General features: G+C 49.1%; 20 protein-coding genes and 1 pseudogene. 14 read left to right on the top strand and 7 right to left on the bottom strand.

Features of this window, described 5'->3' with window-relative positions; genetic code table 11:
* Positions 1 to 93: 93 nt before the first annotated feature.
* Positions 94 to 561 carry a universal stress protein gene (locus tag EL309_RS08730; protein WP_004283713.1) on the bottom strand — a complete coding sequence of 156 codons (468 nt, stop codon included), beginning with the start codon at positions 559 to 561 and terminating at the stop codon, positions 94 to 96.
* Positions 562 to 736: 175 nt separating this feature from the next.
* On the opposite strand from EL309_RS08730, the gene EL309_RS08725 reads away from it, so the two are divergent.
* The 9 genes from EL309_RS08725 (at position 737) to EL309_RS08685 (ending at position 7,332) form a co-directional block, all read left to right on the top strand.
* Entirely contained in the window at positions 737 to 1,513 is a 777-nt protein-coding gene (locus EL309_RS08725) for a tRNA threonylcarbamoyladenosine dehydratase (protein ID WP_004283714.1), read from the top strand.
* Positions 1,510 to 2,394 (top strand): segregation and condensation protein A, encoded by an 885-nt coding sequence (locus EL309_RS08720; protein WP_004283715.1) that lies wholly within the window; start codon positions 1,510 to 1,512, stop codon positions 2,392 to 2,394. The genes EL309_RS08725 and EL309_RS08720 overlap by 4 nt, the downstream gene beginning before the upstream one ends.
* Positions 2,395 to 2,488: 94 nt before the next feature.
* Positions 2,489 to 3,697: a nicotinate phosphoribosyltransferase gene (gene pncB / locus EL309_RS08715; RefSeq protein WP_004283716.1), complete on the top strand. Its 1,209-nt coding sequence runs from the start codon at positions 2,489 to 2,491 to the stop codon at positions 3,695 to 3,697.
* Positions 3,698 to 3,866: 169 nt separating this feature from the next.
* Entirely contained in the window at positions 3,867 to 4,328 is a 462-nt protein-coding gene (locus EL309_RS08710; RefSeq protein WP_004283719.1) for an HvfX family Cu-binding RiPP maturation protein, read from the top strand.
* Positions 4,329 to 4,445: 117 nt separating this feature from the next.
* Positions 4,446 to 4,787, top strand: a complete 342-nt coding sequence (locus EL309_RS08705) for an HvfA family oxazolone/thioamide-modified RiPP metallophore (RefSeq protein ID WP_172795960.1) — start codon at positions 4,446 to 4,448, stop codon at positions 4,785 to 4,787.
* A 119-nt stretch (positions 4,788 to 4,906) separates the two neighbouring features.
* Positions 4,907 to 5,755 carry an HvfB family MNIO-type RiPP peptide maturase gene (locus EL309_RS08700; RefSeq protein WP_004283721.1) on the top strand — a complete coding sequence of 283 codons (849 nt, stop codon included), beginning with the start codon at positions 4,907 to 4,909 and terminating at the stop codon, positions 5,753 to 5,755.
* Entirely contained in the window at positions 5,745 to 6,491 is a 747-nt protein-coding gene (locus tag EL309_RS08695; RefSeq protein ID WP_004283722.1) for an HvfC family RiPP maturation protein, read from the top strand. The genes EL309_RS08700 and EL309_RS08695 overlap by 11 nt, the downstream gene beginning before the upstream one ends.
* Before the next feature lie 42 nt (positions 6,492 to 6,533).
* The gene (locus tag EL309_RS08690) at positions 6,534 to 7,118 is read left to right on the top strand and encodes a sigma-70 family RNA polymerase sigma factor (protein WP_004283723.1); all 585 of its coding nucleotides are present in this window, start codon (positions 6,534 to 6,536) and stop codon (positions 7,116 to 7,118) included.
* A gap of 25 nt (positions 7,119 to 7,143) precedes the next feature.
* Positions 7,144 to 7,332 carry a zf-HC2 domain-containing protein gene (locus tag EL309_RS08685; RefSeq protein ID WP_004283724.1) on the top strand — a complete coding sequence of 63 codons (189 nt, stop codon included), beginning with the start codon at positions 7,144 to 7,146 and terminating at the stop codon, positions 7,330 to 7,332.
* 200 nt (positions 7,333 to 7,532) lie between these two features.
* Here EL309_RS08685 and grxB read toward each other — a convergent pair whose 3' ends face one another.
* The 4 genes from grxB to EL309_RS08665 all read right to left on the bottom strand — a co-directional run bounded on the left by grxB (position 7,533) and on the right by EL309_RS08665 (position 12,171).
* Positions 7,533 to 8,180, bottom strand: a complete 648-nt coding sequence (gene grxB, locus EL309_RS08680) for a glutaredoxin 2 (protein WP_004283726.1) — start codon at positions 8,178 to 8,180, stop codon at positions 7,533 to 7,535.
* A gap of 84 nt (positions 8,181 to 8,264) precedes the next feature.
* Positions 8,265 to 9,587, bottom strand: coding sequence for a DUF445 domain-containing protein (locus tag EL309_RS08675; RefSeq protein WP_040669744.1), 1,323 nt, complete (start codon positions 9,585 to 9,587; stop codon positions 8,265 to 8,267).
* A gap of 650 nt (positions 9,588 to 10,237) precedes the next feature.
* Entirely contained in the window at positions 10,238 to 11,293 is a 1,056-nt protein-coding gene (locus EL309_RS08670) for an NAD(P)H-dependent flavin oxidoreductase (protein ID WP_004283728.1), read from the bottom strand.
* Between the two features lie 134 nt (positions 11,294 to 11,427).
* On the bottom strand, positions 11,428 to 12,171 hold the full coding sequence (locus tag EL309_RS08665) for a pseudouridine synthase (RefSeq protein ID WP_040669746.1): 744 nt from the start codon (positions 12,169 to 12,171) through the stop codon (positions 11,428 to 11,430).
* A 371-nt stretch (positions 12,172 to 12,542) separates the two neighbouring features.
* On the opposite strand from EL309_RS08665, the gene aspA reads away from it, so the two are divergent.
* On the top strand, positions 12,543 to 13,958 hold the full coding sequence (aspA, locus tag EL309_RS08660) for an aspartate ammonia-lyase (RefSeq protein WP_004283730.1): 1,416 nt from the start codon (positions 12,543 to 12,545) through the stop codon (positions 13,956 to 13,958).
* A 296-nt stretch (positions 13,959 to 14,254) separates the two neighbouring features.
* A pseudogene (locus EL309_RS08655) lies at positions 14,255 to 15,261 on the top strand (IS5 family transposase).
* Between the two features lie 205 nt (positions 15,262 to 15,466).
* Here the strand turns inward: EL309_RS08655 and secA are convergent.
* Positions 15,467 to 18,223, bottom strand: a complete 2,757-nt coding sequence (secA, locus tag EL309_RS08650) for a preprotein translocase subunit SecA (RefSeq protein ID WP_004285236.1) — start codon at positions 18,221 to 18,223, stop codon at positions 15,467 to 15,469.
* Between the two features lie 134 nt (positions 18,224 to 18,357).
* On the opposite strand from secA, the gene EL309_RS08645 reads away from it, so the two are divergent.
* Positions 18,358 to 18,777 carry a DUF721 domain-containing protein gene (locus tag EL309_RS08645; RefSeq protein ID WP_036494310.1) on the top strand — a complete coding sequence of 140 codons (420 nt, stop codon included), beginning with the start codon at positions 18,358 to 18,360 and terminating at the stop codon, positions 18,775 to 18,777.
* 161 nt (positions 18,778 to 18,938) lie between these two features.
* A complete protein-coding gene (gene azu, locus EL309_RS08640) occupies positions 18,939 to 19,508 on the top strand; it encodes an azurin (RefSeq protein ID WP_004285238.1) in 570 nt (189 codons plus the stop codon).
* 98 nt (positions 19,509 to 19,606) lie between these two features.
* Here azu and EL309_RS08635 read toward each other — a convergent pair whose 3' ends face one another.
* Positions 19,607 to 20,095, bottom strand: a complete 489-nt coding sequence (locus tag EL309_RS08635; RefSeq protein WP_004285239.1) for a dihydrofolate reductase — start codon at positions 20,093 to 20,095, stop codon at positions 19,607 to 19,609.
* Between the two features lie 209 nt (positions 20,096 to 20,304).
* Here EL309_RS08635 and EL309_RS08630 point away from each other — a divergent pair, with 209 nt between their 5' ends.
* Positions 20,305 to 22,548, top strand: a complete 2,244-nt coding sequence (locus EL309_RS08630) for a bifunctional acetate--CoA ligase family protein/GNAT family N-acetyltransferase (protein WP_232014415.1) — start codon at positions 20,305 to 20,307, stop codon at positions 22,546 to 22,548.
* Positions 22,549 to 22,575: the final 27 nt, after the last annotated feature.

Below are 22,575 nucleotides of genomic sequence, written 5' to 3'. Positions count from 1 at the left end.
TTCTCATCAAATAACAAATATCAAAAGGCCGTCTGAAAACAGAATGTCTATCTATTTTTCAGACGGCCTCAATCTGTAAATCAACAGCCAAGATTATTCTGCATCGCTTTCCGTGCTGCGGATAATCAATAAAGGCAGATGGCTTTGACGCATCACGGTCTCGGCGAAGCTGCCCATCAGCAAATGCATCAAACCGGTACGGCCGTGCGTACCCAACACCAGCAATTCCGCACCTTGCTCGTCGGCATAGTCAACCAGCTCTTGCGCCATTTCGCGCGCACCTTTGTTGGCAACCAACAGATGTTTGTTGATACGGGAAACGCCTTTTTCCTGAGCAGTTTTTTCGGCGAAATCCAAAACTTCGTTACCTTGTGCAACCGCCGCCGCTTCATAGCTGTCGTGTTGCAGGAATTCGGGAGCCAAAGCCATATATTCGGCAGGATTGGCCACATGCACCAACGTCAGCTGCGCATCGCTGCTGCCGATCAAACCGGCCGCATGATTCAAGGCGTTTAAAGAAGTTTTACTACCGTCAACCGCGACAACCAAATGTTTATACATGTTCACTCTCCTTGTGTGATAACCGCAATACTGTCGATAAAGTTTCATTATTCATGAAGCCGTGATTCCGCTCGAAAATCGAGCCGCCCCACAGCTTCGTCCTTGAAGTATAATACCACTTCCTCCGCAGAGCGGAAATTTTTGAATGATTCTTGATTTACCACAAGGCCGAACCATGTCCGATACGCCGAACTATTCCTCACGCCGCTTCGGCGGCATTGCCCGTCTGTACGGCAATACTGCTTTACAGAAATTCCACCGCGCCCATGTATGCGTAGTCGGTGTCGGCGGCGTCGGCTCTTGGGCGGTCGAAGCACTGGCACGTTCCGGCATCGGCAACCTGACATTGATTGATTTGGACAATGTGGCCGAATCCAATGTCAACCGCCAACTTCCTGCACTGACTTCGGAATTCGGCAAAGCCAAAGTGACTTCATTGCACGAACGTATCCGGCAAATCAATCCCAAATGCAAAGTAACCGAAATCGAAGACTTTGTTACGGAAGAAAATTTAGAAGAACTGTTTTCAGACGGCTTTGATTTTGTTATCGATGCCATAGACCAAATACGCATCAAAGCAGCGATGGCCGCTTATTTTGTCCGTAACAAACAAGCCTTTGTTTTAAGCGGCGGCGCAGGCGGCCAGAAAAATCCGGCTCAAATTCAGACAGCCGATTTAAACCGGGTCACACACGATCCCCTACTCTCCAATCTTCGCTATACCTTACGCAAACGCTACGGCTTTTCCCGCGACACCAAAGCAAAAATGGGCGTGCCCTGCGTGTATTCCACGGAAAATATCACTCCGCCGCAATCCGGAGAAGCCTGTTCGACTGACAGCACACCGCAAGGATTATCGTGTGCAGGTTACGGCGCCAGCATGTTGGTTACCGCTTCGTTCGGACTATATTGCGCCCAAGCCGCCATCGAACATATCGGTAAGCAGCCATGAATATTGCCGTCAATACGCCTATGCCGTCTGAAAATCATGCCGTTGCCTGGATTTTCGGCCAGCCGGTTACCGATATTCCCCAAGATTTATTTATTCCGCCCGACGCATTGAAAGTTGTCCTAACCAGTTTTCAAGGGCCTTTGGACTTACTGCTCTATCTGATACGCAAACAAAATATCGATGTTCTGGATATTCCGATGATCAAAATCACCGAGCAGTATCTCCACTACATCGCCCAAATAGAAGCCCACCAGTTCGATCTTGCTGCCGAATATCTACTGATGGCGGCCGTGCTGATAGAAATCAAATCGCGGCTGCTGCTGCCTCAAGCCGAAAAAACCGAAGAAGACGAAACCGCCGACCCGCGTGCCGAACTGGTACGCCGCCTGTTGGCTTATGAACAAATGAAGCTGGCGGCACAAGGCTTGGACGGCTTACCCAGAGCCGGCCGCGATTTTGCTTGGGCATATCTGCCCTTGGAAATCGCTGTCGAAGCCAAACTCCCCGAAGTTCAAATTGCCGATCTCACCCAAGCTTGGCTGGCGATTCTTTCCCGCGCCACCCATAAAAAAAGCCACGAAGTTATTCAGGAAGCCGTTTCCGTTCGGGCGCAGATGAGCGCTATTCTCCGCAAACTGAACCAACAAGGGCAATGCCGTTTTTCCGAACTCTTCAAACCCGAGCAAGGCCGTGCTTATGTCGTGGTTAACTTCATCGCCTTGCTCGAGCTGGCCAAAGAAGGTTTGGTGCGTATCACCCAAGCGGAAAGCTTTGCCGAAATCACCATTTTGCTGCAGGATTCTGCTCAAGAAGTTACCCTGATCTCAGGCCAACAACAAGAAAGCACCGAAGCCGAATCCATATCGGTAACAGAAACTTAGCCGTTCGGCGCAGTAATCATGCTTTTTCCATAAAAACGCCACAAATCGCGTTAAATATGCTTTAATGGAATGCCAACATCACGGAATCGTTATCATGCCGACATCTACTCCGATTATCCGTTCCCTTCTGGATACCGACTTATACAAATTCACCATGCTGCAAGTTGTGCTGCACCAATTTCCGCAAGCACATGGCGTATATGAATTCCGTTGCCGCAATAACGACCAAACCGCCTATCCGCTGGCAGAAATCCAAGCCGATTTGGAGCGCGAACTCGATGCTTTGTGCGAAGTACAGTTTACCGCCGACGAGCTCGACTATCTGCGCAGCCTGCGCTACATCAAAAGCGACTTTGTCGACTATTTGGAACTGTTCCGCCTCAAGCGCCGCTTTATCAAAGTCAATGCAGACGAACAAGGCCGTCTGCATATCCGCGTCGAAGGCCCGATCATTCAGGCCATGTTTTTTGAAATCTTCGTTTTGGCCATTGTCAACGAGCTTTATTTCCGTCGCTTGAAAACGCCCGAAGTATTGGCCGAAGGCGAACGCCGCCTGCAAGCCAAAGCCGACCGCCTTCGCGAGCTGGCACAAATGCAGAATCCGCAAGATCCGCCTTTCCTGATTTCCGATTTCGGTACGCGCCGCCGCTATAATTTAGCCTGGCAGGAACACGTTGTCCGCACCCTGCACGAAGCCGCTCCGGAAATTCTGCGCGGCACAAGCAATGTCTATCTTGCCAAAAAATTAGGCATCACCCCCATCGGCACCATGGCACACGAATTCCTCCAGGCGTTCCAAGCTTTGGATGTGCGCCTGCGCGATTTTCAGACGGCCGCTTTGGAAGCATGGGTACACGAATACCGCGGTGATTTGGGCATCGCCCTGACCGACGTGGTCGGCATGGACGCGTTCCTGCGCGACTTCGACTTATACTTTGCCAAACTGTTTGACGGTTTGCGCCACGACAGCGGCGACCCTTATGTGTGGGGCGACAAAGCCTATATGCACTATAAAAAACTCAAAATCGACAGCCGCACCAAAATGCTCACTTTTTCAGACGGCCTCGATATCGACAAATCATGGGCGTTGCACCAATATTTTAAAGACCGCTTCAAAACCAGCTTCGGTATCGGCACCAACCTGACCAACGATTTCGGCCATACCACACTAAACATCGTTTTGAAGCTGGTTGAATGCAACGGCCAATCGGTAGCCAAACTGTCCGACAGTCCCGGCAAAACCATGACCGACAACGACACTTTCCTGGCATATTTGCGTCAGGTATTCGAAATCAAACATTAATCAAACCAAACAATCAGGCCGTCTGAAATATTGCGGCCTGATTATTTTTTATTTGAAAACAAAGAAATAATAAAAAATTTTTGGGAAACACACAGAATCTGTAAGTTTAACCGTATCCGCCCCGTCTACTTTTTCAGAGCCAATGACAAACACTACGGGGAACAACATAATGAGCTGTACGCAAAAACTTTCTTCTTTTTCCCAACACACAGGTAAAGACTTATCCCTGCTGGCACTGCGCCTATTCATAGCCTACGAATTTATCGAAGCCGGCTTGGAAAAATGGAACGGCGAAAACTGGTTCGAACACATCCAAGAAAACTTCCCTTTCCCGTTTAACTTTTTTTCAGCCGATTTCAATTGGGTAATGGCCATGGGCGCTGAGCTGCTGTTTCCGGTCTTATTGGTTATCGGACTGCTCGGCAGACTCAGTGCGTTGGGCTTGGCCGTAGTTACTGCGGTTGCATGGTACGCCGTTCACAGCGGCAACGGCTACAATGTCTGCGACAACGGTTACAAAATGGCCTTTATCTACCTGATTATGCTGCTGCCTTTAATCTTTCAAGGCATGGGTCGTCTGTCTTTGGATCATGTGATCGCGCAACGCTTCCGCAAGCAGACAGACGCATAAACAATAAATTAAATTGCAGTACCTTGTTCTTTTTAACAACTTTCCGTTCTTTAAACAAAACCAAGCCCCGAATTTCGGGGATCCTCCAACCTACTCTTTTTCTAAAAGGAATAAATGATGAAAAAATCAACTTCTCTGGTAGCTTTGGCCGGCGCTTTGGCATTGATGACAGGCTGTTCTGCCATGGCTCACGACGGCCACAACCACGGCAAACCTTCTGCAAGCAAAGTTAAAGAAGGTGCTTGCGGCGAAGGCAAATGCGGCGCCGAAATGATCCAAAAGAAAAAAGCTGCCAAAGCCGGTGAAGGCAAATGCGGCGAAGGCAAGTGCGGCGCCCACGGCAAAAAAGCCGTTAAAGCCGGCGAAGGTAAATGTGGCGAGGGCAAATGCGGTGCCCACGGCAAAAAAGTTCAAAAAGCGGCAGAAGGCAAATGCGGCGAAGGCAAATGCGGTAGCTAATGGCTGAACAAGAGGCCGTCTGAAAATTCAGACGGCCTCCCACATAAGAATATCCGCTTCAAAATGTTGCAACACAGCATTTTGACGCAGATGTCTCTTACCGATAAGGAGCCGGAGCAATGAATACACTACAAGGCGCAGGTTTGGGCTACAAACGCAGCCTGGCCGACGACTTTCTCAACCTCGACCAACAAAAAAGCGCCATCAGCTTTATTGAAGCCGCGCCGGAAAACTGGCTGCGTATGGGCGGTGCGGCGCGTAAAAAGTTTGACGCAGTAGCCGAACGCTTCCCTATCGCGTGCCACGGCCTTTCCCTTTCATTAGGCAGCCGCGATCCGCTACAAATCGGATTTTTAAAACAAATCAAAGCATTTTTACGAGAATACGATATCGGCTTCTTTTCCGAACACCTCAGCTATTGCAGCCACAACGGCCATCTTTACGACCTGCTGCCGCTGCCCTTTACCGAAGAAGCCGCGCTGCACACCGCGCAGCGCATCCGTCAGGTTCAAGACATTTTGGAAATGCGTATCGCGGTAGAAAACACTTCTTATTATGCACACAGCCCGATTGCCGAAATGGATGAAGTAGCCTTTCTCAATTTGGTTGCCGCAGAAGCCGATTGCGATATCCACTTGGACATCAACAATGTTTACGTCAACGCCGTCAACCACAATATCCTGCAACCGCAAGACTATATCGACCGCGTCGACCTGAACCGCGTACGCTATATGCACATGGCCGGACATGATCAGGAAAGCGAAAACCTGCTCATCGATACACACGGCCAAGCAGTCTGCAACGATGTTTGGGAACTGTTTGCCTACACCTGCGAAAAACTTCCGCACTATGTACCCTGCCTGCTGGAGCGCGACAGCAACTTCCCGCCTTTTGCAGAATTGGAAGCCGAAGTCGCCCGCATTGCCGCCATTCAGCAACAAGCCGGAAAGACACGCCATGCAGCCTGACCAACGCCCGAATTGCGCCGACAATACGTCCGAACATTTTCAGACGGCCTTGGCGGACTATATCCGCAACCCGTCTTTACCCGCTCCCGAAGGCATACCGGCGGAGCGTTTGGCGGTTTATGTCCGCCTCGTCCACAACAATGTACGTAATTTTGTCGAACTGTGTTTCAGCGACAGCCGCGAGTTTATTGAAGACAACGTATGGGAAAACCTGCTGAAAAATTTTCTGGACGCCTCCCGCCCGGAATCACCGTTTTTCAACGACATTCCCCACGCCTTTTTCAACCACGTGCAAACACAATCCGAAACCCTGCCGGACTATGTATTGGAAATGATGGATTTCGAGCTGGCACTGCTGCATGCAGAAACCGCCATCCAAACTTTTTCAGACGGCCCTACCAACGATGAAACCGAATTATTCTGGTCGCCAAGCGCACAGTTGAAAACCTATGCCAACGATTTTGTCGGCAGTCATTTGGAAGAAGTTTATCCCTTGCCGGAAAACGAAGAATGCCGCGTTGTCGTGTGGCGCGACCGGGATGAAGAAGTGTGCTACCAAACCGTCGAGGATGCAGACTGGTTTCTGCTCAGCCATTTTTCCGCTCAATCCGACAGCCTCTCCGGCCTGTTGGCCAAGCTGGCGGAAATGCTGCCCGGGCAGGATATCGAACCCTGGCTGCGCCAAAGTATCCGCGAATGGATTGATGCGGGACTATTGCTAACTGCCCGTCAATAAATTTATCATTACGGCCTTTTTTAAAAAGTACACAATAAATTTATGACACAAACAAACGACCACTGGCAACGGCTGGCAGAGCTTCACCCGACCGTTCTCCGTTTTGCCAAAATCCAGCTCAGAGACGATACGCTGGCCGAAGACATCGTTCAGGAAACCTTCGCCACCGCTTTGGACAAATCGGCGCAATTCCGCGAAGACGCCAGCCTGAAAACCTGGGTTTTGACCATTCTGAAAAACAAAATCACCGATTACTTCCGCCGTAAAAAATACACCGTCAGCCTCGATGAAATGCAGGAAGACAACGCTGCCATCGATAACGCCTACAACGGCTGCTTCGATGAAACCGGCCATTGGATCACTCCGCTCAGCCCCGGAGAATGGCAGCAGGCGCCCGAAGAACACGCAAGGCGCAGCGATTTTTTCCGCACCTTAGAAAACTGTATGTACGGTTTGCCGGAAGATACCGCAAGGATTTTCTACCTCAGGGAAATCATGGGCCTGGAAATCGGAGAAATCTGCAACCAATTCAACATCAGCAAAGACAACTGCTACGTAATCCTACACCGCGCACGCAACGGACTGAGAAACTGCCTGCAACACCGCTGGTTTGACCTGAATACTTAAAAAAAGTCGCAATAGAGAACATGCCATGTTGAAATGTAAAGATGCCTGCCGCCTGGTTTCGGAAAGCCAAGACCGACCGCTGACCAAGCGCGAAAAAATCGCCCTGCGCCTGCACCTGCTCATCTGCCGCTACTGCAAAAATTATGAAAAGCAGCTTAACTTTATCCGCGAACAAACGGAAAAATGGCGCAATCAGAATTTCAAAGACAAATAATGCTTTCCCGCACTCTTTGATTCCCAAAAGGCCGTCTGAAAATTCAGACGGCCTTTTATTGTCATGACTGACATTCTATGCTGATATTTAAACCTATTTATCTAAAACACCTTCACCATACAACGGAGGCCGTCTGAATTTTCAGACGGCCTCCGATATGGATAAGGCAGCTGCATAACACCAAACCGACTTTTCCCTTATTACACCGCTTTATCGAAATACAGCGGCACATCGGAAGCCGCCGATACGGCTTCTACATAAGCCTGCACTTTGGCCGGATACGACAAACCTTTTACCACAGTCAGATTACGCAGCAGCGGAAACACCAGAATATCTTCCATGCTCAAGCTGCCGTTTAAAGCCTGCGGGCCGGCGACATACTGTTCCAAGTCTGCCAAATCCGCATTCAAGCGGCCGAGATATTCATCGGTTTTGGCAATATTTTCGGAAAAACTGTTGATGGTTTTTTCTTTCTTACCGACAAAATAATCAATCGCACTCTGCGTTTCAAACTCAGGCAAATCAAGCAATACCATGCGCGGCTGCACCAGCTTGTTCACATACGCATTGACCCTGTCCAACCAAGCCTGAATCTCGGGACGGACGGCTTCCGGCAGCGGCCCCTTACCCGACAAACCGTCAACATAACGCACGATATCCAAGCTCTCGCCCATATAAGAGCCGTCGTCTTTTTGCAGAATCGGTACCTGTTTCGCACCAATCATGCCGATGGGTGTGGCTTCGTCGTCGTTTTGCAGCACGACTTTTTCCACAGGCATACCGCGCAAACCGAAAATCATGCGCGCGCGGACGCAAAACGGACAATGGTCATAAATATACAGTTTCATGGAAATCTCCCCTATTCAATCGGTTAACAGCCATACCTTAACACCGCAGGCCGTCTGCAACAACTTTTTCAGACGGCCTCTCCGTTACGGAAACACGTGTTGCGACACAATATAAATCAACAACCCGACCAAACCGCCCACCAGCGTGCCGTTGATACGGATAAACTGCAAATCGCGGCCGACGCTCAACTCCAGTTTTTCCACCATCAGCGAGCTGTCCCAACTTTTCACCTTATCCGCCACAAACACCGCCATGCGGTCTTTATAACGCATCACGAAATCGCGCACCAACCAAGCAATACGGATATCCATGCGCCGCATAAATTGCGGATAGGCCGAAGCCTGCGACAACATATGGTCAAGCAGCCGGTTCAGTTGCGCCAACCAAAGCGAATCGGACTTTTCCACATCGGCAGCCGTCCAATCCTGCACACTCTGCCAACCGCGCATCAAGCTTTCCCTGACAGCGGCAGACCCGGCCAGCTGCTGTTTGCCCGCCTCCAAACGCCTGTGCCAGCCGCGAGAATAGCGCAATGCCCGGCTCATGCGGTCGTATTGGCTGTTGAAATTAACGCGGATGGTATGCGCTTCGTTGTCCAACGCATCGTCGATGTAGCTTTCCGCCCAAGCCAACGCTTTTTCCGACACCCAACCGTCCACCTTGCCGACCAACGTGCCTTTCAAAGACGCTTTGATCTTGTCCCACGCACTCGGTGCATCGCTTTCGATTTTCGCCGCCCACTCGTGCAGGTTCTGCTCAAGCAAAGCACGGGTTTCCGGATTCTGCATCCAGCGTTTGGCCTGTTTCAACAACACAAGCAATACCGATTCGTGCAAACCGTGTGCTTTCAGCAGATTGAGGCCGTCTGAAACCGTTTTGCCGATTTTGTCGCCCGTGTATTGCTCGACCAACATCAAAGCCGAAAAACGCGCCACCTGTTCCGGCTTGGCCACTTTTAACAAAGCCGGCATCTGCCGTGCCACCCATGGCAGCCAACGGGTACGGATGTTTTCGTCCGCCAACCACAACAGCAGTCTGTCGCTGGGTGCGGCACGGTAGACCCTGAGCGCAATCGGCCTGCCCTGCAAAAAATTGTTTTCGATAAAACGCCCCAATTCGTCGGCAATACGCTGCTGGTTGCGCGGAATAATCGCCGTATGCGGAATCGGCAGCCCCAAAGGATGGCGGAACAGCGCCGTTACCGCAAACCAATCCGCCAACGCCCCCACCATTGCCGCTTCGGCAAACGCCTTCACATACCCCAGCCACGGATACGCACCGACATACAGTGAAGACCACACAAACAAAACCACCGCCGCCAACAGCAGACCCGTTGCCCAACGGCGGCCGGCTTTCAAGCGCGCTTCAGCCGCTTTGCGGCGCATTTCGGCAGACAAGGTGTGCATAATTGTTCCTTTTATACGGTTGCGGTTATCAGAAAGGCCGTCTGAAATTATAACCGAATTCCCCACAGACCTTTCAAACAGTCTGCCCATTATTTAAGCAAAACTTTTCTTAATAAATAAAACATCAACTTAACCCACTTATACACAACTGATACACATCGGGATAAACATCTGCCGTGAATAAACCGCCGGACCGCCTATTTTTTCATCAAGAAAAATTTTCCTTGTTATTTCAAAAACAAAATCCGTTTATCCACAAAACGCCCACAATCTTATCTCGATGATGCGTGTATTGTTTGGCTGATTGCTTTCCCTACCGGCTCATGACTGATTTCAAAACCCATCCGCACCGAGGCTGATGATTTTTTTAATCATGCCCAAGACAAAGAAAAATTTATTCGATAAATCAGAACACAAGCCCGCTTATCCACACATACTGCACAATCCGGCACACACTGTCTCAGGATAAACCGCCCAAACCCGTTATCAACAATCATCAGGCCGTCTGAAAATCCAATATAATCTTCAGACGGCCTTGACTATTTTTTAATCAAAATAAAATTACTGCATTATTTCAATAGATAAGACAACTTATCCACATCTCACTCACAATCCGATAAACAGCGGCTTGGGATAAAATATCATGCCGGTTAATATCCCCAACCCGCCATCAAACGCCCGATAATCGCTTCAGCACAGCCACTTTCCGCCAATAAAGCATTCTGCCCCGCCCACAAAGAAGAAAAACTGTCTAAACCTAGTGCTTCGGCAGCCGTTTTCAAGGGCAAGGAAACATTTGCAGCCAGCGGAAACGGCAAGGCGGCAGGATGAATCGGGCCGGCTTCTTCGATAAAACGGTTGACGATTCCCCGTGCATAGCCGCCGCTGAACAAATTGGTCAACACCGTATGTCCGGCTCTCGAGCTTTGCAAAGCGGCACGGTGCATAGCCGAAGTTTGTGCTTCATCCGCCAACATCAAAGCCGTGCCGACCTGAACTGCCGCCGCACCCAAAACCCGAGCCGCAGCCACGGTTTGCGCATCGGCAATTCCCCCTGCCGCCACCACCGGCACCGACACCGCCCGGCAAATCTGCGGCAACAGACTAAACGTCCCCATTTGCCGTGTCAGATCACTGCTTAAAAACATACCCCTGTGTCCGCCCGCTTCCAAACCTTGGGCAATCACCACGTCGGCGCCGTTCGCTTCCAACCAGCGCGCCTCTTCCACCGTTGTTGCACTCGACATAACCACCGCCCCGCTGCGCTTAACCCTTCCCAGCAATTCAGGCGCAGGCAGGCCGAAATGGAAGCTTACAATCGGCAGACGGTATTCTTCTACCATTTCCACCTGTTCCAAGCCGAACGGCTGCCTGCCGTTGCCATTCAACACATCTTTTTCATCCAATCCCAACTCGCGGTAAAAAGGCAACAAAGCTTCAAACCAGGCTTTTTTCTGTACCTCCGTTACCGTTGGCGGCGTATGGGCGAAAAAATTTACGTTAAACGGCTTATCGGTTTGCATGCGCAGCTTTTCGATTTCCTGCCGCAAACGCGCCGTATCCAGGATGGCAGCCGGCAAAGAACCCAACGCGCCGGCACGGCAGGCCGCCAACGCCAGCCCGCTGTCCTGAACCCCTGCCATCGGTGCTTGGATAAACGGAATATCGCAACCCAAAAGCGCCAATAATTTTTCGGTTTGCCCCACCTTTTTCTCCTTATTCTGTCTTTAAACAACACAATCACATAAAACCAACCACGCCCAAACAGCATATCGCAACTATACCGATACAGACAAATAGCAAGAGGCCGTCTGAAATTTTCAGACAGCCTCAAATCATCTTAAAACTGTTCATCCGCGCCCAAATAACGCCATTTCCCCGGCGGCAGTCTGCCGAGCTTCACTTTCCCCATACGGATACGCTTCAGCCCGACAACACGCAAGCCGACCAATTCGCACATACGTCGGATTTGCCGCTTCTTGCCTTGTTTCAGAACAAAGCGCAGTTGGTCTTCGTTTTGCCATTCCACTTTGGCAGGGCGGAGTTTTTCGCCGTCCAAACTCAAACCGTGGTTCAACAGACGCAAACCTTCATCACCCAATTTGCCTTTGACGCGCACGAGATATTCTTTTTCGCTGCCGCTGTTCTCGCCAATGAGCTGTTTGGCAATACGGCCGTCTTGCGTCAATACCAGCAAGCCCACCGAATCGATATCCAAGCGCCCTGCCGGTGCCAGTCCGAAGCGGTGTTTTTCGCTGAACTCAATGCGGCTGGTATCGCCTTCCCAACGGTTTTCGGGCGTAATCAGTTCGGCAGCCGATTTGTAGCCTTTTTCAGCCTGCGCGCTCACATAACCCACCGGCTTGTTCAAAAGTATCGTTACCCGCTGCGCCTGTTTTTCATGTGCCTGTTTATTCAGGTCGATACGGTCGGAAACCAGCACTTTCTGGCCTAGCACGGCGGTTTGCCCGTTTACCTTTACCCAGCCTTGTTCGATATAGCTGTCGGCTTCGCGGCGGGAACATAAACCCAGTTGTGCCATGCGTTTGGAAAGGCGCATCGGTTCGTCGGTTTGGTCTTGCATGGTTGTCAATCTTTCAGACGGCCTGATGATAAAAAAGCGATTATACACGTTTGCCACAAGCTTTTTTGATTTGATTCTCCGCAAGCTTTCGGCATTTTTATTTCTGTTTTGCCGGATTTTTTATGAAATTATATTTCCTCTTCCCCCATGACAGAAAAATATTCCAAGCAATCACACCCGATTATCCGCCAATCGAGTATTTAAATTACAAAAAAGCGTAAGAATTTATACATTGAAATAAAATGCTGAAAATTTTTCTAATAAAACAACAAATATAAAAAATTCTCACCATTTAATGCCATTGCAAAGCAAAAAATGGCTGAACTATAATACTTTCCGAATTTTCAATCCTGAAATTGTTTGGAGAAACGATGAATACCCGTATCGAACACGACTTACTCGGCGAACGCGAGATTCCGGCTGATGCCTATTGGGGCATCCACACCTTGCGTGCCGTGGAAAACTTTAATATTTCGCAGCAAACCATTTCCGATATTCCCGAATTTGTACGCGGCATGGTGATGGTTAAGAAGGCCACCGCCCGCACCAACGGCGAACTTGGGGTGATTCCTGCCGAAATCGCCCGCGCCATCGAAGCGGCCTGCGACGAAGTGCTGCTCAACAACCGCTGTCTCGACCAATTCCCTTCCGACGTGTATCAAGGCGGCGCTGGGACTTCGGTGAATATGAATACCAACGAAGTCATCGCCAATCTGGCTTTAGAGTTGCTCGGACACGAAAAAGGCCGCTACGACATCATCAACCCGATGGATCACGTCAATGCCAGCCAATCCACCAACGACGCCTACCCGACCGGCTTCAGATTGGCGGTATACAACAGCCTTGCCGCCACTTTGGAAAAAATAGGCCGTCTGAAAAAATCGTTCGAACAAAAAGCAGAAGAATTTGCCGACATTCTGAAAATGGGCCGCACTCAGCTGCAAGATGCCGTACCGATGACACTCGGCCAAGAGTTTTCCGCTTATGCCGTATTGATGGATGAAGAAATCAACAATCTGCACCGAACCGCCCAAATGTTGCTGAAAATCAACTTGGGCGCAACTGCCATCGGCACAGGCGTCAATACGCCCGAAGGCTATGCACCTTTGGCCGTAGCCAAACTGTCCGAAATCAGCGGTTTAAACTGCAGACTGGCTCCCAACCTGATTGAAGCCACTTCCGACTGCGGCACTTATGTCATGCTTCACGGCGCATTAAAGCGTACTGCCGTGAAACTTTCCAAAATCTGCAACGACTTGCGTCTGCTGTCTTCCGGGCCGCGCGCCGGTTTGAACGAAATCAACCTGCCCGAAATGCAGGCCGGTTCATCGATTATGCCGGCCAAAGTAAACCCCGTGATTCCCGAAGTGGTCAACCAAGTCTGCTTCAAGATCATCGGCAATGACACCACCATCACCTTTGCCGCCGAAGCCGGACAACTTCAGCTCAACGTGATGGAACCGGTTATCGGCCAAGCCCTGTTTGAAAGTATCTCCCTGCTCGGCAATGCCTGCATCAACCTGCAAGACAAATGTATCGACGGCATTACTGCCAACCGCCATGTATGTGAGCAATATGTTTTCAATTCCATCGGTTTGGTTACCTACCTGAACCCGTTCATCGGACACCACAACGGCGACATGGTCGGCAAAATCTGCGCGCAAACCGGCAAGAGCGTCCGCGAAGTCGTTTTAGAAAAAGGCTTGCTCAGTGCGGAAGAATTGGACGATATTCTGTCTCCTGCCAATCTGATGAATCCACAATACAAAGCCAAACGCTTTAAATAAGGTCAATCACCCTTAATACCGTTTAACCGATAAGCAAAGGCCGTCTGAAATTTCAGACGGCCTTTTTAATCACCGGCTGCTTTTTTTATCCCTTATTTCATTCCGAATGCAAACTGAAAATGCAAACTGCTTTAAACAGATAAAGCAGTTTAAGCTGACCGGCACTCCGACATCGAACGTACCAAGCCATTATCCGATATTGAAATTTTCAGACGGCCTGAGACCTTTGCAAAACCCTCAAAAATCCTCTAAATTCCCACTCACATCAAACTCCGGGAATTTAGAGGATTTTGTTCATGAGCAGCTTTTTGCACACCGATGCCCTCAACCATATCGAAAAACATCTCGACCGCTTCCCACTCATCAAACTCGACCGTATTCTTGACCGGCACCCATCGAACAATACCTCGCCGGCCGCAAAACCCGCTACGTGCGCGACAACGGCGGCCGTCCCGCCTATCCTTTGCTCTCCATGTTCAAAGCCGTCCTGCTCGGCCAATGGCACAGCCTCTCCGACCCCGAACTCGAATACAGCCTCATCACCCGTATCGATTTCCAACTCTTCTGCCGCTTCGACGACTTCCGCATTCCCGACCACAGCACCCTCTGCCGTTTCCGCAACTGGCTGGCTCAAGACAACACCCTGGCCGGACTGCTGGATCTGATTAACCGCCAACTGACTGACCAGGGCTTAAAAGTAGAGAAAGCATCCGCCGCCATCGTTGACGCCACCATTATTCAGACGGCCGGCGGCAAACAGCGTCAGGCCATCGAAGTGGATGACGAAGGGCGGGTCAGCAGCCAAACTACACCGAGTAAAGACAAAGATGCCCGTTGGATCAAAAAAGACGGCCGCTTCCATCCGGGCTACAAACAACACACCCGCACCGATGCGGACGGCTATATCGAGAAACTGCACATCACCCCGGCCAATGCTCATGAGTGCAAACACCTGCTGCCATTACTGGCGGACATCGCAGAAGGCAGCACCGTCTATGCGGATAAAGGCTACGACAGCCAGGAGAACCGACAACATTTGGCAGCGTGCGGCTTGAAAGACGGCATCATGCAAAAAGCACACCGTGGCTGCCCGTTAAGTCAAGAGCAGAAAATCCGCAACGGCCGGCTGGCGAAAGTGCGCTATGTGGCGGAACAAAGCTTTGGTACGTTGCACCGCAAATTCCGCTATGGACGGGCAGCCTATTTCAGGTTGGGCAAAGTGAGGGCGCAAAGCCACCTGAAGGCGATGTGTGTGAACCTGTTGAAGGCGGCCAACAGGATAGGTGTGTCTGTTGCTGCCTGAACAGGCAGGCAGTGCCTCATAATGAGGCACTTTAAGGGGACTTTAGGGGTAGCTTGTCTACTTTTTACGCAAAAACAGCCGGAACATGATGAAGAATGTTCCGGCTGTTTGTTGGCGTGGGGTTTTGCAAAGGTCTCGGCCTCTCCCCCAACTACAAAAGGCCGTCTGAAAAAAAGCCCTGTTATTACAACAGGGCTGATTTCGATTATTTCAATTTGCCGTGGCACTGCTTGTATTTCAAACCGCTGCCGCACGGACAAGGATCATTGCGGTGAACTACCTTACCGCTCTTGGCCAAAGCCTCCGGGCTGTAATCATTACCGTTCGGATCAAACGCCTCGGTTGCCAAATCAACACGCGACTCACCCAACACATCTTCCATCGCCGGTGCACCTGAATGGGTTTCCTGAACATCAACCAAAGGTTTAGGCTCGGTTTCCGCCGCAATATTTTCATTACGCTCAACCTGAACCGACACCAGCAAAGAAGCGATATTCTGTTTGATTGCACTCCACAAGCCTTCAAACATATTAAATGCTTCGCGCTTGTATTCCTGTTTCGGATTTTTCTGTGCATAACTGCGCAAGTGAATGCCTTGGCGCAAGTAGTCCATCGACGCTAAATGCTCACGCCAGTTATTATCAATAACCTGAAGCATGACATTGCGCTCAAAACCACTCATGGTTTGGCGGCCAACCAATTCGCATTTTTCTGCATATTCGGTTTCAACCTGCTTCAGCAAACGCTCTTTAATATCCAAATTATCCAGCGTATTGTCCGCTTTCAGCCAACCTCGAATGTCGGCAGATACCCTGAATTCGGATGCCAACTGGGTTTCCAAAGCAGGAATATCCCACTCCTCTTCCAAGCTGTCTTGCGGCATATACATATCCACCAAATCGCTCAATACTTCTTCACGAATCGATTTGGCCAGCTCGCCTACATCGCTGTTGGTCAGAATTTCGTTACGGTGATAATAAATCACGCGGCGTTGGTCGTTGGCCACATCATCATACTCCAACACCTGCTTACGCATATCGAAGTTTCGGCCTTCTACTTTGCGTTGCGCCCCTTCAATCTGACGGGTCAACAAACCGTGTTCGATGGCCACACCGCGCTCGGGTGCCAAGCGGTTCAAAATCGCAGCAGCACGATCCAAAGCAAACAGACGCAATAGCGGATCTTCAAAAGACAAATAGAAGCGGCTGGAACCCGGGTCGCCCTGACGGCCCGCACGGCCACGCAGCTGGTTGTCGATGCGGCGGCTTTCATGACGCTCGGTGCCGATAATGTGCAAACCGCCCGCTGCCATAACCTTATCGTGTTCTTCCTGCCAATTATTTTCCAATTCGGCTATGCGTGCATCTTTCTCTTCTTCGCTCAAGGACTCGTCCGCACGAATCGCAGCCGCCTGATGTTTGACGTTACCGCCCAATACGATATCGGTACCCCGACCGGCCATATTGGTTGCCACGGTAATCATGCCCGGTTTACCGGCTTGAGCCACAATCAGCGCTTCACGCTCATGCTCTTTCGCGTTCAACACATTATGCGGCAAGCCCGCCTGATTCAATAAACGGGACACCAACTCGGAATTTTCGATACTGGTCGTACCTACCAATACGGGCTGCCCTGCCTCATGACATTTTTGAATATCGGCAACCACAGCCTCGTATTTTTCTTCAGCCGTGCGGAAAATCTGGTCGTTATAATCTTTGCGCTGCATCGGACGGTTGGTCGGAATAATCACCGTTTCCAAACCGTAAATGCTTTGGAATTCAAACGCTTCCGTATCGGCTGTACCGGTCATACCGGAAAGCTTTTCATACAGGCGGAAATAGTTTTGGAAAGTAATCGAAGCCAGTGTTTGGTTCTCGCGCTTGATTTCCACACCTTCTTTCGCCTCAACCGCCTGGTGCAGACCTTCCGACCAACGGCGCCCCGCCATCAAACGGCCGGTAAATTCATCAACGATAACCACTTCACCGTCTTGAATCACATAATGTTGGTCTTTGTGGAACAAACTGTGTGCACGCAAAGCAGCCATCAAATGGTGCATCAGCGCGATATTGCCTGCCGAATACAGGGAATCGTTTTCCTGCAGCAATCCCATTTTGACCAAAATTTCTTCGGCATGCTGGTGGCCGGCATCGCTTAATAAAACCGTATGGGCTTTTTCGTCCACCCAATAATCGCCTTCACCGTCTTCTTTTTCCTGACGCACCAAGCTTGCCGGCACACTGTTCATAATCTGATAAAGCTGAACATTGTCATCAGCCTGACCGGAAATAATCAAGGGCGTACGCGCTTCATCAATCAGAATGGAGTCAACCTCGTCGACAACGGCAAAAGCCAAATCGCGCTGCACCTTGTCGTATTGGTCGGTAACCATGTTATCGCGCAGGTAATCAAAGCCGAACTCATTGTTCGTACCATAAGTAATATCGGCATTGTAAGCCGTTTGGCGGTAAAACGGCTGCATGTCGCTGACAATCACACCGACGCTCAAGCCCAAGAAGTTGTACAACGGTTCCATAATACCGGCGTCGCGCGCAGCCAAATAATCGTTGACGGTGACCACATGCACACCTTTACCGCTCAAAGCATTCAGATAAACCGCTAGTGTCGCCACCAAAGTTTTACCTTCGCCGGTACGCATTTCAGCAATTTTACCGTTATGCAAAACCATACCGCCGATCAGCTGAACGTCGAAATGGCGCATGTTCAAAACGCGGCGGGAAGCCTCACGGCACACTGCAAATGCTTCGGCCAAAATGTCGTCTAAAGTCGCTCCGTCTGCAAGACGTTGCTTGAATTCTGGCGTTTTTGCTTTTAATTCTTCATCGCTCAGCGCCTGCATTCCTGCTTCGAGCGCATTGATTTTTACAACAGTTTTACGGTATTGTTTAAGCAGACGGTCGTTACGGCTGCCAAAGATTTTTTTGGCTAAATTAGTAAGCATGAGTTTTTCCTGCGCCTGAAAAATAAAATAGGCAATAAAGCTTGAATTTTAACACAAGCAATGCGGCTAAGTTCAGAATGCCGTCTGAAATGGAGGTGATTCCTTCAAATTTCAATACAGCAAAGGCATCGGCCATGAATTTAGAACATCTTAGCCAAAAAGACCACGGCCTCACCCTACTTCTGCAACAGGTAAAAATATGGCGCAAACTGGACGCCCAAGTCAAAACCGTGATACCGCCCAATCTCCATGCGCACTGCCGCGTTGCCTGTATCGATGAAGACTGTCTGGTTATTGTCGCCAATAACGGTATGGCCTGCTCACGACTGCGTATGCTTATTCCCAGTATGCTGCCGAAAATACAGACTATCTGTTCCAACATACAATCGGTCCGTATTAAAGTGATGCCGGCCACACCACCCAAACCGCGTGCAAATACACTTCAACTCAGCGGAGAAACACTTGACGGCCTACATGAAACCGCTTCCCGATTATCACACCATCCTCAATTGGCAAACGCCTTGAATAAGCTGGTCGACAAATATAAAAAATAGAAATGATTTTCAATTAGCCGCTTTTTATTTGATATAAATCAAAGTTTATATAAAAACATAACCGCATACTTAAACCTATAATTTAAATTTTATTTTAAGAAACGGTACCTAAAAATGCCGTATGAATGAAACTGAAACTTTAAAACCATAGGAAACCCATTATGAACGCATATTTGGCTTTGATTTCCGCAGCCGCTTTAAGCTTAGCTGCCTGCTCGCAACAACAAGAAACACCGGCTGCTGCCGAACCTGCAGCACCTGCCACAGCAGAGGCTTCCGCTCCTGCTGCACCGGCTGCTGAAACAACTGCCGAGGCAGCTCCTGAAGCTGCTGCCGCAGAAGCTTCTTGCTCGGCAGTAGTCAACTCTGACGACGCAATGAAATTCGATACTTCGGAAATCAACATCAGCAAAGCTTGTAAAGAATTTACCTTAACCTTGAAACATGTAGGTAAATTACCGAAAGCTGCCATGGGTCATAATATTGTGATTGCCAAATCTGAAGATGTAGACCCTGTATTAAAAGACGGCTCCTCTGCCGGTCCTGACGCCGGTTTCATCAAAGCCGGTGATGAGCGCATTATTGCCCACACTCAAATGATCGGTGGTGGCGAAGAAACTACCGTTACCGTAGATACCAGCAAATTCTCAGCCGGTAACAAATATGAGTTTTTCTGCTCATTCCCGGGCCACATCGGCTTGATGCGCGGCACTGTCAACTTGGTTGATTAATTTTCCCGATAAAACAGCCGATATCATTAACGATATCGGCTGTTTTACATTACTCTCAAAATCAGACGGCCATCACATTCCCTATAATTCTCGGAAAATTATTTCCTAACATAATGCACGAAAGCATAACCCGTTCCATTTTTACTGCTTATGCCTTTCTCACATGAAATTACCTCCCAAATATCAGAGTCAATCTCAGGAAAAAACGCATCCCCCTCAACCGCCGAATCCACTTTTGTGATACGTAAATCTGTCGCTATTGTTATTGTTTCTTGATATATCTGCGCACCACCCATAATCATTACTTCAACTTCATCTTTGCATAATCCCAAGGCCGTCTGAATATCGGTAACCACTTCCGCTCCTTGAGCAGAATAATCGGCATCGCGACTGATCACGATATTTCTTCTACCCGGCAACGGTTTTTTCGGCAAAGATTCCCACGTTTTTCTCCCCATAATGACAGGTTTCTCCATCGTATACTGCTTAAAAAAAGCAAAATCTTCAGGAATATGCCAAGGCATATCGTTATTAATTCCTATACACCCGTTTTTAGCCACGGCAGCAATCACTGTTACTTTCTGCATTCCCTACACCTTCGCAAAAATTACTCAAAACCCGATGATACCACCGGCCTTTTCCTAATCCAGCAAAAAAGGCAGCACATACCTAAAACTTTTTACCCTTATAGCAACCAAACAATAACCGCAGCATCCGCCGCTAATTTGTATTAAGATAATCTCTCATATATAAAAAGCCCGCTATGGCAACACAATGCGCAGCCCAAGGAAGAACCATGAGCACACATTCACTTGCATCACTCTTCAACCCCAAGCACATTATTTTGGTTGGCGCCAGCGAACGGCCAAACAGCTTAGGTGAACGCTTTCTCTCCACCCTTATTCAAGCCCCGTTTTCCGGCAAACTGACCCCGGTCAACCTACGCCATAAAACCGTTGCCGGTATTAAAAGCTACCACCAAATACAGCGCATTCCCGACAATGCCGACTTAGCCGTCGTTCTCACGCCACCCGATACTTACGACACCGTTATCAAAGCTTGCATCAAAAAAGACATTCAAAACATCATCCTGATTCAAGATTGGAATCAGGAAAACGAAGCACAACTGATCCAAGAAACACAACAAACCGTAAAAAAATTCGAGAAAACCGAAACCAACATTTTTGCCTGCACACTTGCCGGGATCAATCTAACCCAGCACCGTGTCAATTTAAACCATACTCCTTTAACCGCAAACCGATACGGAGATTTCTCCGTCGTCAGCATGGATCCTGCCAGCAGCCACACCATCTTAAGCATACTCAACGCATTCAACATTGGCCTGTCGGCCCATGTCAGCATGCAACCGCAAATCAATGGCGAAAATTACACGAAAATCGTAGAGCATCTGCATTATTACGACAGTTGCCGCAAGCTGATTATCGAATTTAATCCCCATACCGAACTACAAACCTTTTTCAACAAACTCCATCGTGCATCAAAAAACAAGACCGTCGTTCTATATGCGCCAAACTGCCACACAACAGACGAGTACACCACAGTCCGGGCACTAGCCAAACGCAGCGGCTGCTTGTTTGCACCTAATCCAGAAACCTTAACTTTATACATTCGTGCATTGAATATCCGACTCTCAAGCAAGATCAAAAATGTCAAATTAATCACCAACCAACCCTACGGCTGGCTGCATACTGCTGCCGAACAATGCGGCATTCACCTAAACCACAATGCAACGACTACCAACAGCGTCAACACTCCGGCTCTGCTTTACCGCACTCAAGCCGAATCAGCATTAAACCAAAACCAAACAGATGCCGTTCTCATCGCCCTTGCTCCGGTAAAATCAGAATACCACTCAGAAATCAGCAACATGCTGCACACCCTGCAACAATCAACAACCAAACCCATACTGTTTAGTCACGGATTTTCAGACGGCCTATTACATTTCCAGCATACAAGCGAAGCCATAAATACCATCGTCGCACACAATAAAATCATTGCGAAAAAACAGCCAATTATCGCCAAACCTTGGCCGTGCAACCTTAAAACGCCCGACATACAAACCGCTGAATCCGATCAGCAAAATATTTCCAAACTAATCAAATCACTACATTTGCCCGAATATTCGGAACATCCCAGTGAAAACCACTCTATCCGGTTCCGCTATACATACCATTCCGACTACGGCTTTTTACTACATTGTTCCAATCACCACACCCAAAAAACCTATATCGCACCATTTAGTACCATTCATGCAGAAAACATAAAAAACACCTTCCACACCAAACTACAGACCAAAGAAATATGCCAACTGCTATACAGTCTCAATACCTGCGCCCTCAATCTCCCCACGCTTCAATATGCAGAATTCCACAGTTCAGGCAACGGATTGCAAACTACAGAAATTTTGTTGCAGGAAAACAACTCCACCTCACCCTTAGCTGCCGTGTATCCGCAACAAAACATCTTTATGCCGTCTGAAAATTCAGACGGCCTCGTCACCATACGCAGCATACATCCGGAAGATGCTTTTCATATTCAAAAACTGATCCGCAACCTATCAGACGAAAGCCGCTACAACCGATTCATGGCCCACATTAAAGAACTCAGCCCATCAGCCTTAGCCGCCATCAGCAACTTCAATCCTACTTACGAAGGCGCATTCGGTGCATTTAACTCAAGCGGAGAACTACTCGGCATCAGCCATTTCAGCTCAGTAAACCACGATCCGAACACATGTGAATTTGCCATCTGTATTGCAGACCACATGCAAGGAAAAGGTTTGGCCAAACCCCTAATGGACACCATTCTTGAGCGCGCCAAACAACAAGGATACCGACAAATGACAGCCGACATTCTGCAATCCAATACCGCAATGGTGAAATTTATGCAAAAAACAGGGTTTACCCTTACCCCATCGGAAGTCGATAACCAACTATATCAGGCAGAGCGCCGGCTTTTCCCCCAAACAAACAACAGCAAAACCAAATTCAAAAAACAAATACTTGCATTTAAATCATAAATTGCCCTAAAATTAGCGGTTTTCTAT

The organism is Neisseria weaveri, from assembly GCF_900638685.1.
GTDB lineage: Bacteria > Pseudomonadota > Gammaproteobacteria > Burkholderiales > Neisseriaceae > Neisseria > Neisseria weaveri.
Note: the sequence above shows the minus strand (reverse complement) of the source record. Positions and strands in the feature narration are given on the sequence as shown.